Annotated in this window: 17 protein-coding genes and 1 pseudogene; 8 read left to right on the plus strand and 10 right to left on the minus strand. The window is 68.9% G+C overall.

Features of this window, described 5'->3' with window-relative positions:
* The first annotated feature begins 71 nt into the window (after window positions 1-71).
* Window positions 72-566 (plus strand): Lrp/AsnC family transcriptional regulator, encoded by a 495-nt coding sequence (locus BM085_RS04910; RefSeq protein WP_093885839.1) that lies wholly within the window; start codon window positions 72-74, stop codon window positions 564-566.
* A 66-nt stretch (window positions 567-632) separates the two neighbouring features.
* Here the strand turns inward: BM085_RS04910 and BM085_RS46715 are convergent, their stop codons facing one another.
* Together BM085_RS46715 and BM085_RS47325 are read right to left on the minus strand one after the other, a co-directional pair.
* The gene (locus tag BM085_RS46715; RefSeq protein ID WP_281249818.1) at window positions 633-1,094 is read right to left on the minus strand and encodes a DivIVA domain-containing protein; all 462 of its coding nucleotides are present in this window, start codon (window positions 1,092-1,094) and stop codon (window positions 633-635) included.
* A 255-nt stretch (window positions 1,095-1,349) separates the two neighbouring features.
* A pseudogene (locus BM085_RS47325) lies at window positions 1,350-1,589 on the minus strand (DivIVA domain-containing protein); the annotation flags it as partial.
* A 53-nt stretch (window positions 1,590-1,642) separates the two neighbouring features.
* Between BM085_RS47325 and BM085_RS04920 the strand changes: the two are divergent.
* The 6 genes from BM085_RS04920 to BM085_RS04945 all read left to right on the plus strand — a co-directional run bounded on the left by BM085_RS04920 (window position 1,643) and on the right by BM085_RS04945 (window position 6,403).
* Window positions 1,643-2,338, plus strand: coding sequence for an ABC transporter ATP-binding protein (locus BM085_RS04920; protein WP_245789130.1), 696 nt, complete (start codon window positions 1,643-1,645; stop codon window positions 2,336-2,338).
* 156 nt (window positions 2,339-2,494) lie between these two features.
* Window positions 2,495-3,166: a hypothetical protein gene (locus BM085_RS04925; RefSeq protein WP_093885842.1), complete on the plus strand. Its 672-nt coding sequence runs from the start codon at window positions 2,495-2,497 to the stop codon at window positions 3,164-3,166.
* A gap of 207 nt (window positions 3,167-3,373) precedes the next feature.
* The gene (locus BM085_RS04930) at window positions 3,374-4,477 is read left to right on the plus strand and encodes a hypothetical protein (protein WP_093885843.1); all 1,104 of its coding nucleotides are present in this window, start codon (window positions 3,374-3,376) and stop codon (window positions 4,475-4,477) included.
* Window positions 4,478-4,670: 193 nt separating this feature from the next.
* Window positions 4,671-5,018, plus strand: coding sequence for a YbaB/EbfC family nucleoid-associated protein (locus BM085_RS04935; protein ID WP_093885844.1), 348 nt, complete (start codon window positions 4,671-4,673; stop codon window positions 5,016-5,018).
* A gap of 6 nt (window positions 5,019-5,024) precedes the next feature.
* Entirely contained in the window at window positions 5,025-5,315 is a 291-nt protein-coding gene (locus BM085_RS42700) for a hypothetical protein (RefSeq protein WP_143120807.1), read from the plus strand.
* A 2-nt stretch (window positions 5,316-5,317) separates the two neighbouring features.
* Complete coding sequence (locus tag BM085_RS04945) at window positions 5,318-6,403, plus strand: hypothetical protein (RefSeq protein WP_143120808.1); 1,086 nt, start codon at window positions 5,318-5,320, stop codon at window positions 6,401-6,403.
* Between the two features lie 370 nt (window positions 6,404-6,773).
* On the opposite strand, the gene BM085_RS04950 is transcribed toward BM085_RS04945, so the two are convergent.
* On the minus strand, window positions 6,774-8,048 hold the full coding sequence (locus tag BM085_RS04950; RefSeq protein WP_093885847.1) for an ATP-binding protein: 1,275 nt from the start codon (window positions 8,046-8,048) through the stop codon (window positions 6,774-6,776).
* A 185-nt stretch (window positions 8,049-8,233) separates the two neighbouring features.
* On the minus strand, window positions 8,234-9,358 hold the full coding sequence (rlmN, locus tag BM085_RS04955; protein WP_093886143.1) for a dual-specificity RNA methyltransferase RlmN: 1,125 nt from the start codon (window positions 9,356-9,358) through the stop codon (window positions 8,234-8,236).
* Between the two features lie 64 nt (window positions 9,359-9,422).
* Between rlmN and BM085_RS04960 the strand changes: the two genes are divergently transcribed.
* Complete coding sequence (locus BM085_RS04960; protein ID WP_093885848.1) at window positions 9,423-10,505, plus strand: suppressor of fused domain protein; 1,083 nt, start codon at window positions 9,423-9,425, stop codon at window positions 10,503-10,505.
* A gap of 4 nt (window positions 10,506-10,509) precedes the next feature.
* On the opposite strand, the gene BM085_RS04965 is transcribed toward BM085_RS04960, so the two are convergent.
* The 6 genes from BM085_RS04965 to BM085_RS04990 form a co-directional block, all read right to left on the minus strand.
* Window positions 10,510-11,334, minus strand: coding sequence for a phosphatidate cytidylyltransferase (locus BM085_RS04965; protein WP_245789131.1), 825 nt, complete (start codon window positions 11,332-11,334; stop codon window positions 10,510-10,512).
* 70 nt (window positions 11,335-11,404) lie between these two features.
* Entirely contained in the window at window positions 11,405-11,962 is a 558-nt protein-coding gene (gene frr / locus BM085_RS04970; protein ID WP_093885850.1) for a ribosome recycling factor, read from the minus strand.
* Window positions 11,963-12,061: 99 nt separating this feature from the next.
* Window positions 12,062-12,760, minus strand: a complete 699-nt coding sequence (gene pyrH, locus BM085_RS04975) for a UMP kinase (protein ID WP_218158617.1) — start codon at window positions 12,758-12,760, stop codon at window positions 12,062-12,064.
* Between the two features lie 124 nt (window positions 12,761-12,884).
* The gene (gene tsf, locus BM085_RS04980) at window positions 12,885-13,718 is read right to left on the minus strand and encodes a translation elongation factor Ts (RefSeq protein ID WP_093885852.1); all 834 of its coding nucleotides are present in this window, start codon (window positions 13,716-13,718) and stop codon (window positions 12,885-12,887) included.
* A 143-nt stretch (window positions 13,719-13,861) separates the two neighbouring features.
* Window positions 13,862-14,818: a 30S ribosomal protein S2 gene (gene rpsB, locus BM085_RS04985; RefSeq protein ID WP_093885853.1), complete on the minus strand. Its 957-nt coding sequence runs from the start codon at window positions 14,816-14,818 to the stop codon at window positions 13,862-13,864.
* A 278-nt stretch (window positions 14,819-15,096) separates the two neighbouring features.
* Window positions 15,097-15,696 carry an ArsR/SmtB family transcription factor gene (locus tag BM085_RS04990; protein ID WP_093885854.1) on the minus strand — a complete coding sequence of 200 codons (600 nt, stop codon included), beginning with the start codon at window positions 15,694-15,696 and terminating at the stop codon, window positions 15,097-15,099.
* Between the last annotated feature and the right edge of the window lie 64 nt (window positions 15,697-15,760).

Raw genomic sequence — 15,760 nt, forward strand, 5'->3', positions numbered from 1 at the left:
ACTGACACCATGTCGCATCGGAGCCGCAACATGACGGCAACAGCCCCGCAACACGACGCCAGGGAGCGCGGATGACGACGCCGCCCAAGGTACGCCGCGAAAACGACGCCAGGCCAGGCCCCGTCGTCCTCGACGAGATCTCCAAGCAGATCGTCGAACAGTTGCAGGGCGACGGGCGCAAACCGTACGCCGCCATCGGGAAGGCCGTGGGCCTGTCCGAGGCCGCGGTCCGCCAGCGGGTCCAGCGCCTGCTCGACGCGGGAGTCATGCAGATCGTCGCGGTCACCGACCCGCTGACCCTGGGCTTCCCCCGCCAGGCCATGATCGGCATCAAGTGCGAGGGCGACCTGGAGGTCGTGGCCGACGAGCTGTCGGCCATCGCGGAGATCGACTATGTCGTCCTGACCGCCGGATCCCTCGACATCATGGTCGAGGTCGTCTGCGAGAGCGACCAGCACCTCCTGGAGATCCTCGGCAAGATCCGCGCCATCCCCACCGTGCGCGCGACGGAGACCTTCGTCTACCTCAAGCTCCACAAGCAGACCTACTCCTGGGGCACCCGCTAGCCCCGCGCGACGGCGGTCACGACGGCCTCGGCCCCTCCCCGCGGCCAGGGGCGCGGCCGCCCGGCGTCACCGGCCGAGGTGCGCCTCCAGGACGCCGGCGAGGTCGGTGAGGAACTCGTCCACCTCGCCGACGGCGTAGCCGGGCTTGAGGATCACCGTGGCGAACCTGGCGGCGCGCACGTCGCCGGGGGTGACGGGCTGGTCGGTGGTGCCGCGCAGGGTGGCGACGACCCGGTCGAGGAAGGCGTCCACCTGGTCCTCGTTGTAGCCCATGCCCAGCCGTCCGGCCCGGAAGGCGGCCCGCTCGACCATGGCCGCGTGCTCCTCGAACGCCGCGAGCGTCTCCTCGGACTCCGTGTACTCCGCGTATTCCTCAGCCGCGGGCGGGAGGTCACCGGCCTCCTCAGCCGCGGGCTGGAGGTCACCGGCCCGCGCCCCCTCACCTGTGGGCCGAGGATCGGCTACGGACGGGGAGCCATCGGCAGGCCCATAGGACTCATCCGCCCACCCGTTCTCACCAGCGGACACACGAGGCTCATCGCCCCATCCGCTCCCCCCTGCGGGCGCATGAGGCTCAGCACTCCACCCGCTCTCCCCGGCGGACACACGGGGCTCACCAGCCCTGACGCCCCCTCCGGCGGACGCATGGGGCTCTGCGGACCCCGCACCCTCCTCGGCGGGCGCGGGCGGTCGCTCTCGCCTCGGCCGCGGGCGAGGCGGCACCCGTCTGTGGCTCTCGGCCGGCCGGGTCTCGACCGCCACGATGAAGGCCTCCAGCGCGAAGTCCACGGCCATCTCGTGGTAGCCGCCGAGTTTCGTACGGAACCGGGCGTCGCGGATCTCGTCAGCGGTGATCGGCTCCCCCTCCAGGGAACCCCGGCCGAGGGTGCCCTCGATCCGACGGATCAGGGCATCGACCTGGTCGGGGTCATATCCGGCACGCACTCCCAGCACCCGTGGAAAACGATTCAACCCCGGATCCCTTCTCGTCCCGTTTTCAGTGTCCCCATTCTGATCGGACACGGCCGGTAAAGCGAGTGATCGCGATAGGGTGACGACCTATGCGGCTTTCCCAGGTGTCTTTCCGATACTCACGCCGCGGCCCCTGGATCCTGCGGGACGTCGAGCTCATGCTCCGTCCGGGTTCCGTCATCGAGGTCACCGGCCGCAACGGCGCGGGCAAGTCCACCCTGCTGCGCCTGCTCGCCGGGATCATCCCCCCGTCCCGGGGCACGGTCACCGACCGGCCCCGCGTCGTCGGCTACGCCCCCGATGTCTTCCCCGTGGACCAGCCGTTCACCGTCACCGACTACCTGACCCACATGACCAGGGTCCGGCGCGCCTCCCCCACCGCAGCCGACGAGCTGGCCGTACGGCTGAACGCCACCCACCTGATGGACCAGCCGGTCGGCGACCTGTCCAAGGGCAGCGCCCAGAAGGTCGGGCTGATCCAGTCGCTGCTGGCCCCACCCGGCCTGCTGATCCTGGACGAGCCCTTCGCCGGGCTGGACGAGCAGACCCGCATCGAGCTCCCCGTCATCATCGGCGAGATCGCCGCGGGCGGCGGGACGGTCGTGGTCAGCGACCACCAGAACCAGCTCCAGAACTTCCCCGGAGCCGACCACTGGCTGGTCGCCGCCGGCGCGGTCACCGCCCAGACCGGCGAGCGTCCGCGACAGGCGGTCATCGAGGTGCTCGTGGACGCCGCCGAGGCCGACGAGGTCGAACAGAAACTCCGCGCCGACGGCTACACCACCAGGCGGGCCTCGTGACGGCCGGAGGCACTCCCCCGGACACCCGCGGCTCCGGCTCCGGCTCCGGCTCCGGCTCCGAGAAGCCTCCCACCTGGGTGCACCGGCACCCGGCCGGAGCGCGCCGATGATCTCCCCGCGGCGCACCGGCACGCGGCACATGCCCGGGAGGGGCCGATGACCGCCCTCGTCCGCTTCAAGCTGGCCGCCTACGCCCGGTCGCACCGGCTTTTCCAGCCGCTGATCGGGCTGTTCGCGATGCTGGCCGTCTTCTACTCCTCGGCGGTCCCGCCGGGCAGCGAGCTGTCCTCCTATGCCGACTCGGCCGGGCTGCTCGTCGTCGTCTTCGCCTGGGCCGCCCGGGGACTGCTCGACACCGAGCCGGCGACGCAGCGGCTGATCTCTATGACGGCGGCCGGCAGGCCCGGCCGGGAGGTCTGCGCCGGGCTGCTCGCCGCGCTCGCCGTCAACCTCGGGATGGCGACGATCGCGATCGTGCTGCCGCTGGGCATCGGCTTCGCCGCCGTGCCGTCCCCCGGCGACCTGGCACAGGGCATCGCGCTGCACCTGCTCGGTCTGATCGCCGGGACGGCGCTGGGCACGCTGACCAGCAGGCCGATCCTGCCCTCCCCCGCCGTCTCGATGCTGGTCCTGTTCGGCGGCTACCTGGCCCTGCTGCTGATCAGCCTCACCCCGGTGGGCCGTTTCACGGTGCCGATCATGCCGTGGATGCGCGCGGCGAACGACGGCGCGCTCGGCGAGGCCCTGCCCACGCTCGCCGCCGCGACGCTCTTCTGGAGCGTCGCCGGAGTGGCCGCCTACGTACGGCTGCGCCGTACCCGCCCCTGAACGGCCGGGCATCGGCCGAGCCGGTGCCCGGGGGCCGTCCGTCCGGGACGGCCTGAGGCCCCGCCGCCCGCTTCCGAGAACTTCGACGAGGGAACGGCCGGCCCCGGCGTGTCCCCGGACCTCGCATGATCAATATGTCTCCGCACCGATGGTCAGCGGCGAGACGTGACGATTTAATACCTTTGATTCTGGTGCATCAAAAGCGGCATGTGGGGGTGGGGGCTGACCATGACGGCGGGGCTTGATTCGATCGGTTTCGGTGTGCTGGGCGTTCCGCTGCCGCCGGACACCACCGAGCTTGAGCGGCAGGCCGGCGTGCTGGAGTCGGCGGCGGGCTCGCGGAGATCGCTCGGTGACGACGGCGCCCGCGCCCACCGGCTCGGCGCGGGGAACGCCGGCATCGCCAATGACGCGCTGGACGAGCACGTGACGGGAAAAGCCGGCCTGCTGTCACGGACCACCGCTCAGACGCAGCACGTCTCGGTGGCGGCGAGCGTTTCACAGATCGCGACGACCGTGGTCAAGTGGGCCGGAGGACTGCTCGCCGGACTGGCCGGACTCGCCGGGCTCGCCGCTCTCACCCCGCAGGGACGGGCGATGCTGGTGCTGCGGCTGCGGCCGTTCGCTCACCGGGTGCAGGGGTGGATCCGGGCCGCCATGCAGTCCGTCGGCCGGCTCTTCACCCGCCTGGCGGACCTGGTGCGCGGAACGACGGCCAGGCAGCGGATCGGCCAGCAGCTGACAGCGGAACAACGACTGATGTCCGCACAGTGGCAGCGCACCGTGGCGGAGCGCACCAGGGCCATACAGACCAAGGCCGTACGCGCCAGGATCTCGACGAACCAGGCCACTGCGAGCATGGGTAGGGCCGAAGGCCAGCTGAACAGCGCCGAATCGTCTCTGCGCAATGCCAGGAACACCGTCAACGCCAGGGCCGACGCCGCATACGCTCGCGGGGAGATCGACGCCGCCACCCGGGCACGGCTCCAGGCAGGCCGCGAGGGATGGGCCAACCACCCTTGGCTGGATGACCTGGACAGGATGCACCTCTCCCAGCAGGCGTCGCGGTTGGCGCAGGTCGAAGCACGGCTCGGCAGGCACCCGGCCACGCATCTGACCGACGCGCAACGCCATGTGAACGAGGGGCTCGACATCGCCAGGCGGACCGGAGTGGATGCGTCCGATCTCCACAATCTGCAGCGTGAGGTGGCAGACCTGGCCTTCCGCCGTTCCGAACTGGTCGACAGGGCGTGGACCACCCGTATGGACATCAACGGCCCCTTCAAGATCCAGGACGTGTACCCGGTCTGACGGCCATCCGTCGGGAAACGCTCGCCGGCGCCTTGGCCGGCGCGTCCTTCTCCGCACGGGTCAGGCCATCGGCGTGTCCCCGGACCTCGCATGATCAATATGTCGCCATACCGATGGTCGGCGGATAGATATGGCGATTTAATACCTTTGATTCTGGTGCGTCGAAAGTGGCATGTGAGGCTGGAGTGATGACGTGACCGCGACACCCGAAGGTGGCGAGCTCACCGGCACCGGAGAGGCCGCCGGGGGATTGGTGGGCGCCGTCGTGAGCGAGGACGGCCTGCTGGCCAGGCTGCGGCTGGACGCGCGGGCGATGCGTTTCGGGTCCCAGGACCTGGCGGACCATATCGTCTCCGCCGTACGGGCGGCGCAGCAGGATCGGCTGGAGCGGATGGACGAGCCCACCGCGTCCCCCGAGGAGGGCGTCCTCCCGGAGGAGTTCATGCGCCGCCTGGACGACATGGAGGCTCAGGCCGCCCACGATTTCGCCCGATTGACGGCGAGCCTCGACGAGACGCTTCGCCGCCTGGAGGAAAGGTGATATGTCGTGACAAACGATGAGATCGCGTGGGATGTGGATGGTCGGCAGGCATCCGGCCAGAGATTCCGTACGTTGACAGACGAGCAACAGCAGTCCCATCAGAGCCTCCGAGCACAGATGGGCGACGGAAATCCGCTGCCCTATCCGGAGTTCGCCGGCCCCTATCAGGAATTCATCGGCGCGCTGTGCGGTGGCTCCGAGGAGTTGACCGCTGAGTGGGGCGGGGTCGGAGACGGCCAGGCCCTGATGGCGGCCCGGAACGCGCAGGCTGAGGCGGCGAACAGGGGCGAGGGCTGACCATGACGGCTGGACTTGATTCGATCGGTTTCGATGTGCTGGGCGTTCCGCGGCCGCCGGACACCACCGAGCTTGAACGGCAGGCCGGCGCGCTGGAGTCGGCGGCGGGCTCGCGGAGATCGCTCGGCGACGACGGCGCCCGCGCGCACCGGCTCGGCGCGGGGAACGCCGGCATCGCCAATGACGCGCTCGACGAGCACGTGGCGGGAAAAGCCGGCCTGCTGTCACGGACCACCGCTCAGACGCAGCACGTCTCGGTGGCCGCGAGCGTTTCACAGATCGCGACGACGGTGGTCAAGTGGGCCGGAGGACTGCTCGCCGGACTGGCCGGGCTGGCCGGGCTCGCCGCTCTCACTCCGCAGGGACGGGCGATGCTCGCACTGCGGCTGCGGCCGTTCGCTCACCGGGTGCAGGGCTGGATCCGGGCCGCCATGCAGTCCGTCGGCCGACTCTTCACCCGCCTGGCGGACCTGGTGCGCGGAACGACGGCCAAGCAGCGGGTCGGCCAGCAGCTGACGGCGGAACAGCGGCTGATGTCGACACAGTGGCAGCGCACCGTGGCAGAGCGCGCCAAGGCCGCGGAGCGCGCCAAGATCATAGAGACCAGGACCGTAAAAGCCAAGATCTCGGCAGGCCGGGCCACGGAGAGCATAGATCGGGCCGGAAAGCGGCTGCGCAGCGCCGAATCGGATATACGCAACGCCAGGACATCCGTCAAAACCAACGTTGACGCCGCATACGCCCGCGGGGAGATCCACCCCGGTCACATGGCATACCTCAAGTCAAGCTCCAAGCCCTTGGCCAACAACTTTTATCTGGATGAAATGACCAGTATCCGCCTCTACGAGCAGGCGACGCAGTTGAAGGGGGTCGAAGCACAGCTCGGCAGGCACACGGCCACGCATCTGGACGACGCGCAACGCCATGTGGACGAGGGGCTCGCCATCGCCAGAACGCACAGGATGGATGCGCCCGACCTCTACAGACTGCAGGACGAGGTGGCAGAACTCGCTCTCCGCCGTTCCGAACTGGCCGACCGGGCAAGGACAGCCCGTACGGAGATCATCAGCGGCTTCAGATCCCCGTAGATGCATCCCTGACGGCCATCCGTCGGGAAAAGCTCGCCGCCGCCCTGGCCGGTCGCCGCGCCACCCGCCGCCCTGGCCGGCATGTCCTTCTCCGCACCGGTCCGGCCATCGGCACAGCGACCGTCGTCGAAGCCGGCCAGGGCGGTCCGGTCAAACCTGGTTGCGGTCCTACCGCAGGTGACCTAGGTTGCTGCCAACGCGTCGACGGAGCCGAGTAGTCCGGGAACAGCGCGGGTCAGACAGGCACCGGTAGCTGCGAAGGTGGTCTCGCGCCCCCGGTCGAAGACACTCCCGAGCGCGGGGAGGAACGGCCCGCCGCATGCCGACCGGGTCCAATGCCCCGCCGGCCGGCCGCAGCACCAGAACACCTCTAACGAGGCGCGGCCACCTCCCAGAGAGCGCTCACCGGCATCGCGCGCATACGCTCCCCGAACGGGAGCGTATGTGTCCCGGTGTAAAGGACCACCCCCACCGCGAAGTCGTCACCGAGACGGTCGGCGAGATGTCGTAGCCCTCGGAAATCATCCGGTCGTACCGTCGACGATGCCTTCACCTCGACGCCGACCACCCGACCCTGGCGGTTCTCCAGAACGGCGTCGACCTCGACCTTGTCCTTTGTGCGGTAGTGGAACAGTTCCACGCGTTCGTCGGACCAGGTGAGCTGGCGAGCCAGTTCCATGAGGACGAAGCCCTCCAGGAGCGGGCCGAAGGCGCCGTCGGGACGGAGCAGACTCCTGGAGTCCGCGCCTAGAAGGTTCGCCGCGATTCCCGAATCGACGAAGGCGACCTTGGGCGTTCCGACCGCGCGGCTACTGAGGTTACGTGACCAAGCGGGGATCCGCTTGATCAGGAACACCTCTTCCAGAAGGCTCAGGTAACGATGCACCGTGCTCGCAGAAAGCCCGATCCCATTGCCCAGGGACGCGGCAACCAGCAACTGGCCCGACCGGGCAGCCAGCAGCCGGATCAGAGCCCGCATCTCCGCTGTCCGCTCGATCTCCGCCAACTGGCTCACGTCACGTGCGATGAGATCCGCGACATACGAGTCAAGAAATCGCTCCCTTCTGCGGACGTTGGTCCGCGCGACCGCCTCGGGAAACCCACCTCGGACGATCCGCTCCGCATACTCGGCGCGGCTGACCGCCGACGTGTGGTGGAGGTTCTCGCCTTCGGCGAAGATCGCGTCCATGAACCCATCGGCCGCGCCGTCGATCTCGCCCTGCGAGAACGGCCACAGCTCGATGGTCTCCATCCGGCCGGGCAGCGCATCCGGAAGGACTCGGAGCCCGAGTATCCGGGCCGAACCGGTCAGAAGGTAGCGACCCGGTCTCGGATCGGAGTCCACCTGCTCCTTGATGGCGAGAAGCAGTTCGGGGGCGCGCTGGATCTCGTCGATCACCATGAGTTCGGGGAACGCCACGAAGCCGGCGGGATCCGCGATCGCGGCCTGGCGGGCTGCCGGAGCGTCGAGATTACGCCACTCCCCCGCACGTCCCTTGGCCAGAAGCCGGACCAGGGTGCTCTTGCCACACTGGCGGGCTCCCGTGACGAGAGTCACGCGTGTGTCGGATAGAGCCTCTTCCACGGCTGTTTCGGCGCGCCGCGGCAGAACCTTGCCGAGAGGAGTCTGTGCGCTGCTGACCATTGGTTCAGGATGGCACAGTCGGTAGTCGACTGACAGAATGGTCGCCGGGTTGCTGACAGATTAGTCGCTGTGCTGCTGACGTTTAGGTCGCGTGATGCAACCTCAGCGGGGCGATACCCCGTTCCCGACTGACGCCGTAGAGGTTCTTCGCCCGCCGTACGGCCTCCGTACGGCGGGCGGGAGGGCTACTCGGCGGCGGCGAGCTGGCCGCAGGCGCCGTCGATCTCGCGGCCCCGGGTGTCGCGGACGGTCACCGGGACGCCGTGGAACTCCAGACGGCGGACGAAGGCCCGCTCGTCCTCGGGACGGGAGGCCGTCCACTTCGAGCCGGGAGTGGGGTTGAGCGGGATCAGGTTGACGTGCACCAGCTTGTTCTTGATGAGCTTGCCGAGCAGGTCGGCCCGCCATTCCTGGTCGTTGATGTCCTTGATCAACGCGTACTCGATGGAGACCCGGCGCTTGGTCGTGGCCGCGTAGTTCCAGGCCGCGTCGAGGACCTCGGCGACCTTCCAGCGGGTGTTGATCGGCACCAGGGTGTCGCGGAGCTCGTCGTCGGGCGCGTGCAGGGAGAGCGCCAGCGTCACCGGCAGGCCCTCGGCGGCGAGCTTGCCGATCGCGGGGACCAGACCGACGGTGGAGACCGTGACGCCCCGGGCGGAGATGCCCAGGCCGTCCGGCGAGGGCTCGACCATCCGGCGCACGGCTCCGATCACGGCCTTGTAGTTGGCCAGCGGCTCGCCCATGCCCATGAAGACCACGTTGCTGACCCGTCCGGGGCCGCCGGGGACCTCCCCGGCGGCCAGGGCCCGCGCACCGGCGACGACCTGCTCGACGATCTCTGCGGTGGTCATGTTGCGGGTCAGACCGGCCTGGCCGGTGGCGCAGAACGGGCAGTTCATACCGCAGCCCGCCTGGGAGGACACGCACATGGTGGTGCGGTCGCTGTAACGCATGAGGACCGACTCGACCAGCGCGCCGTCGAACAGCCGCCACAGGGTCTTGCGGGTGGTGCCGCCGTCGGTCGTCATCTCCCGGACCGAGGTCAGCAGCTTGGGGAACAGCGCGGCGGCGAACTTCTCCCTGGCCGTGGCCGGCAGGTCCGTCATGAGCTCGGGATCGCCGTTGAGCTTCTCGAAGTAGTGCCGGGAGAGCTGGTCGGCGCGGAACGGCTTCTCACCCAGCTCGGCGACGACCGCCCGGCGCTCGGTCATGGTCAGGTCGGCCAGGTGGCGCGCGGGCTTCGCCCTGCGGGGCGCCACGAAGGTGAGCTGGCCGGGTGCGGGGGCCCCGGGCGGGCTGACAGTCGACAAGTCCAACGCCTTCTCTCGACGGTTACTCGAAGCGGTACTCGACTCTGATCTAGAGTCCGGAGGTATGGCGACAATCCGCCCCTCAGGCGAGCGGGGAGACGGCGTCGAGGTCGTGCTCACCGACATCAGCCCCTACGGGAGCCGCACCCTGGTGGTCGAACGCGACGAGACCTCCTCGGTAGCTTACCTGTGCGGGCCCGGAGGCATGGTTCACGGAGCGGTATGGCTGGCCAACCACGGCGCGGCCCCGGAGGCGATCGATCGCAGACGCCTGACCTCCGAACTGCCTCCGGCCGCGCCCCGGGCGAACACCCGGCACCCCGACGGCCGGCCTCCGCTGGGCACGCTGCGACCGCTGTGGTTCGAGGAGGGCGACGGCGTCGCCCTGTACGAGAACGACGAACTGCTCGCGGTCATTCCTGGCTGGGCGGACATGGGCAGGGGTATGCCGGGCTACTCCCGTGACGCGGTGGGCGAGTCGCCGTTCGCCTGGTCGCTGGAGGAGGCCCACGAGGGGCTGGCTCCCCGCCTGGCGAAGGCCCGCGCCTACTGGGACTGGCGGGGCGGCGACGGCGCCTGGGCCTCGTTCCAGCAGTTCATAATGGGCCACCTGGACCGGGCGGCCGGGACGGCGGGCCGGTTCTGGGACGCGGGCGGCGACCGGCTGCCCACGGTCGGCATCACCGAACGGCCGCCGGAAGGGGAGCGGGAGCACACGATCCTGTCCACGGTGGGGATGAGCTGCCAGCGGATGCCCACCGTGGAGCAGTACATCGACCGGCCGGACGCCTACGCCCGGGTGGAGCTCGCCGTCGCCACCCCCGGTGACGCGCGGGACGCGGCACGGCTGTTCCTGTGGCTGGGCCAGTACCCCTGGCATTCGGTCACCTGGCTGGGGCACGGTCACACCGCGAAGTGGTATCACCGGCCGGAGACGTTCCCGCTCGGCTCCGCCTACAGCGGCGTCATCATGCTGACCGGGCTGCCCGGCCTGCCGGACCTGTCGGGCTTCACCTTCGGCGGGGACGCCGTGCAGTGGCTCTGGCTGGTCCCGATCACCGCCGGCGAGCTGCGCCTGGTCGCGGAGAACGGCTACCGGACGCTGCTCCCCCGGCTGTCGGCCGACCGGCTCACCCGGCCGGGATGAGGCGTCAGACGAGCAGGGTGAGCAGCACCCAGACCGGGATCAGCGCGGCGACGAGGGAGTCGAGCCGGTCCATCAGACCGCCGTGGCCGGGCAGCAGGCTGCCCATGTCCTTGACGCCGAGGTCCCGCTTGATCACCGACTCGACGAGGTCGCCGAGGGTGGCGAAGACCACCACGACGGCACCGATCAGCACGCCCTTCCAGACGTCGTCCTCCAGCCGCCACGCCACCAGCCAGCCGCCCACGGCCATGCACGCCAGCGCGGACCCGGCGAAGCCCTCCCAGGTCTTCTTCGGGCTGATCAGCGGGGACATCTTGTGCTTGCCCAGGGAAATTCCTGCGAAATATCCGCCTATGTCACTCGCGACCGTGGTGGCGATGAAGACGACCACCCGGTCGGGGCCGTCGAGCGGATGCGCGAGCAGCAATGCCACAAAAGCGGCGAGCAACGAAGGGTAGACCGTGACCAGGATGGTCGCGGTCGTGTCGCGGACGTAGCCCTCGGTGCCCTGGAACATCCGCCACATCATCAGCACGAGCACCGTCATCGCGAAGACACCGACCAGCCAGGCGGGACCGCCGTAGTAGGCGCCCACCACCATGGCGGCCATCCCGGCCAGGACCGGGATCAGCGGGACGGTGATGTCCCGGGCGGCGAACGACCTGACCAGTTCGGTCACGCCGACGCCCACCGCCGCGATCACCACGGCCAGGAAGAGCTCTTCGACGAAATAGAGGGAGCCGATGGCCAGAGCTCCCAGACCGGCACCCACCGCGATCGCGACGGGAAGATTCCGGCCGGTACGGCTACCGCCCGCCGCAGATTCCAAGGGGTCCTACTCTCATGCACAAAATCCTTGTCCCGCGCGGGCCTCCCGCGCGAGACAAGGATGAGGGGGCTCAGACTTCGAGCAGCTCGGCTTCCTTGTGCTTGAGCAGCTCATCGATCTTGGCTACGTGCTTCTGGGTGAGGTCGTCGAGCTCCTTCTCCGCACGACGCACCTCGTCCTCGCCCGCCTCGCTGTCCTTGACCATCTTGTCGAGGGTCTCCTTGGCGTTGCGGCGGATGTTGCGGATGGAGACCCTGGACTGCTCCGCCTTGTTCCGGGCGACCTTGATGTACTCCTTGCGGCGCTCCTCCGACAGCTCCGGGAAGGCCACACGGATGACCTGGCCGTCGTTGCCGGGGTTGACGCCGAGGTCGGAGTTGCGGATCGCCTTCTCGATCGCGGCCATCGAGCCCTTGTCGAAGGGCTGGATGATGACCATGCGAGCCTCGGGGACGTGGAACGAGGCCAGTTGCTGAATGGGAGTGGGCGTCCCGTAGTACTCAGCGCTGATCTTGTTGAACATCGACGGGGTGACGCGGCCCGTGCGGATACCGGCGAAGTCGTCCTTCGCCACCGACACTGCCTTGTCCATCTTTTCCTCGGCTTCGAGGAGGGTATCGTCGATCACAGCGGCTCCCTGTCTTCTCGGTCACTCACCATTGTTCACGCGCTTCGCGGAACGCTCCTACGTCGCGTACCACTCCGCCCGCTACGTCAGGTTCGCTCCCTATTTCCCTGCCGGACTCACCAGCGTGCCGATCTTCTCACCGTGCACCGCCCGCAGGATGTTGCCCTCACCCATGAGGTCGAAGACCACGATGGGCAGGCCGTTGTCCATGCACAGGCTGATGGCGGTGGCATCCATGACACCGAGACCGCGGGTCAGCACCTCACCATATTCGAGGTGGTCGAACCGGACGGCGTCGGGGTTCTTCCTGGGGTCGGAGTCGTAGACGCCGTCCACCTGGGTGCCCTTGAGCAGCGCCTCGGCACCGATCTCCAGCGCGCGCTGCGCGGCGCAGGTGTCGGTGGAGAAGAACGGCGAACCGAGCCCGGCCCCGAAGATGACCACGCGCCCCTTCTCCAGGTGGCGGATGGCGCGGCGGGGCAGGAAGGGCTCCGCGACCTGCTGCATGGTGATGGCCGTCTGGACGCGGGTCTCGATGCCCCGCTTCTCCAGGAAGTCCTGAAGGGCCAGACAGTTGATCACTGTGCCGAGCATGCCCATGTAGTCGGCCCGGGCGCGGTCCATGCCGCGCTCGGACAGAGCGGCGCCACGGAACATGTTGCCCCCGCCGACCACGACCGCGACCTGCACGCCCTTGCGGACGGCCTCGGCGATCGAGTCGGCCAGGTGACCGACGACCACGGGGTCGATGCCCAGCGGCTCTCTGCCGGCGAACGCCTCGCCCGACAGCTTCAACATGACCCGCTTCCAACGGAGCGGGCCCGAATACGACGAAACCGCCGGCGTAGCGGGTTCTGAGTTCTCCGACACGGCGGCGGCCTCCTCGTTTAGTGCCCTGCTGCTGAGAGAAGCTGGGTCAAGATTAAGCCTGGCCGACCTTGAAACGGACGAAGGCCTCGACCTTGACGCCGTTCTCGTCGGCGAACTTCGCGATGGACTTCTTGTTGTCCTTCACGAAGGCCTGCTCAAGCAGGGTGAAGTCCTTGTACCAGCCGTTGATGCGACCATCGACGATCTTGCCGATGGCGGCCTCGGGCTTGCCCTCCTCGCGGGTCATCTCCTCGAAGAGCGCGCGCTCCTTCTCGATGACGTCGGCGGGGACCGCATCCGGGTTGAGGTACTTCGGAGCCATCGCGGCGGCGTGCTGCGCGATGTCCTTGGCGACCTGGGCATTGGCGGCGTCGAGCTGCACGAGCACGCCGACCGCCGGCGGAAGCTGCGGGTCGGTCTTGTGCATGTAGGAGCCGATGAAGCCGCCCTCGAGCACCGCGAAACGGCGGATCTCGATCTTCTCGCCGAGCGCGGCGTTGGCCTCGTCCAGGTGCTCCTTGACGGACTTGCCGTCGAGGACGGACTCAAGCAGAGCGGGCACGTCGGCCGGCTTGCTGTCCAGGATGTGCTCGACGACCTGGGCGGCCAGCTCCTGGAAGCGCTCGCCCTTGGCGACGAAGTCGGTCTCGCAGTTGAGCTCGAGCAGCGCGGCGGCGGAGTCGCCGTCCTGCTTCAGGGCGACCAGGCCGTTGGAGGCGGTGCGAGCCTCACGCTTGCCGACGTCCTTGGCGCCCTTGAGACGCAGGAGCTCGACGGCGCGGTCGAAGTCGCCCTCGGACTCCTCAAGAGCCTTCTTGCAGTCCATCATGCCGGCGGCGGTCAGCTCACGAAGCCGCTTGACGTCGGCCATGTTCACGGAAGCCATTGTCTTTTCCTCGCGGGGATCATCACTGATCTCAGAAGTCGGCATGAGATCAGGTGGCTGGGTGGATCGGGTGGGTGCGCTCGTCTGAGCGCACCCACCCGGAAGGGTCTTGCGGGTCGTACGGCTGGGCCGTACGGAAGGGCCTAGGCCTGCTTCTCGGTGCCCTCGGCCGGGACCTCAGCCTCGGCGTCGTTCTCGGCGACCGGAGCCTCGACCTCGGCCTCGGCGGCCGGGGCCACAGCCTCGGCGGTCTCGGCTTCGGCGGGAGCCTCGGCCTCGGCCTCGGCGGCGGGAGCCTCGGCGGCCGGAGCGGCCTCGCCACCGGCGAGGAGCTCCTGCTCCCACTCGGCGAGCGGCTCGGCGCCACCGGCGACGGCCGGCTTGTCGTCGCCGCGGTTGGCGCCGGCGCGGGCCATGAGGCCGGCGGCGACGGCGTCGGCGACGACGCGGGTCAGCAGGCCGACGGCGCGGATGGCGTCGTCGTTACCCGGGATCGGGTAGTCGACCTCGTCCGGGTCGCAGTTGGTGTCGAGGATCGCGACGACCGGGATGTTCAGCTTGCGGGCCTCGCTGATCCCGATGTGCTCCTTCTTGGTGTCGACGACCCACACCGCACTGGGAACGCGGGACATGTCGCGGATACCGCCGAGGGTGCGCTCCAGCTTCTCCTTCTCACGACGGCGCATGAGGAGCTCCTTCTTGGTGAGCCCCGACGCGGCGACGTTGTCGAAGTCGAGCTCCTCGAGCTCCTTCAGACGCTGAAGCCTCTTGTGCACGGTGGAGAAGTTGGTGAGCATGCCACCCAGCCAGCGCTGGTTGACATACGGCATGCCGACACGCGCCGCCTGCTCGGCGATGGCCTCCTGGGCCTGCTTCTTCGTGCCGATGAACATGATCGTGCCGCCGTGCGCGACGGTCTCCTTGACGAAGTCGTAGGCCCGGTCGATGAAGGCCAGCGACTTCTGCAGGTCGATGATGTAGATGCCGTTGCGCTCGGTGAAGATGAAGCGCTTCATCTTCGGGTTCCAGCGACGAGTCTGGTGACCGAAGTGAACGCCGCTCTCGAGCAGCTGTCGCATGGTGACGACGGGGGTGGACATGTGATTGTCCTCCAGGTCGGGGCGCCCGTCCGGGCGCTGTTCTCGGTTGACGCGGCAGCCTGCGGCTGTCGCCCTGATGCCCCGAACCGGCTCCAGCCGGGCTCTCACCCGGACCGAGGGAACGATTCTCGACGGGGCATGCGAAGTCGGCCTGTGAGTGACAGGCCATCGAAAAGTGTACCCGTAGCCGGGCCTCGCCCTGACCTCAGCGCGTCAAGAGCGCCTTATCGTTCCCGGCCGTTTCCGGAGGGATCCATGGTGGCCGCCATCGTTTCGGATCACTCGCGGGGGAGCCCGTGCGGCCGGCGCTCGGCACGGGGGAAGAGGCTCACCTGCGCCTCGGAGAGCCGCGCCCCGGCCGGCGCCTGGGACCGCTGCCGGACGGTCGCGCGATAGGGGGAGAGCAGCTCGTCGATCTGCTCGTTCAACCGTCCGAGCTCCTCGGCGTCGACCAGCAGGACCTGGCGGTTGAACATCGAGGCCTTCCGCCACTCGGGAGGCTCGCGGTCGTAGTTGCCCAGGGCCCGGGTCAGCTCGTCGGCCGCCTGGTCGCGCACAGCCTTGATCAGCAGATCCTTGGCCGCCCGGACCTCCGGCCGGTCATCGGGTTCGTTGCTGACGGTGAAGCCGCCCGGAGTGGACCTCCACAACCTCTCCCTGCCGTCGCCGCGCGCCGGCGCGTCCTCGGCGAAGCCGTACTTGGCGAGCATGCGCAGATGATAGCTCGCCGCGCTCGGCGTGACCCCGACGACGTCGGCGACCTCGGTCGCGGTGGCGGGCCCCTCGGACTGGAGCCGGTTCAGGATGGCGAGCCGCGCCGGATGCGCCAGCGCGCGCATCGCCGTGGGGTCGGTGAGCGGCCTGCGTGCCTCGGTCATGTGCAAACCGTACCCACTTCCGGTCTGAAGTATTGCCTTCACAACTATGAAGGATTATCTTCAT

The organism is Streptosporangium canum, from assembly GCF_900113865.1.
Lineage (GTDB): Bacteria > Actinomycetota > Actinomycetes > Streptosporangiales > Streptosporangiaceae > Streptosporangium > Streptosporangium canum.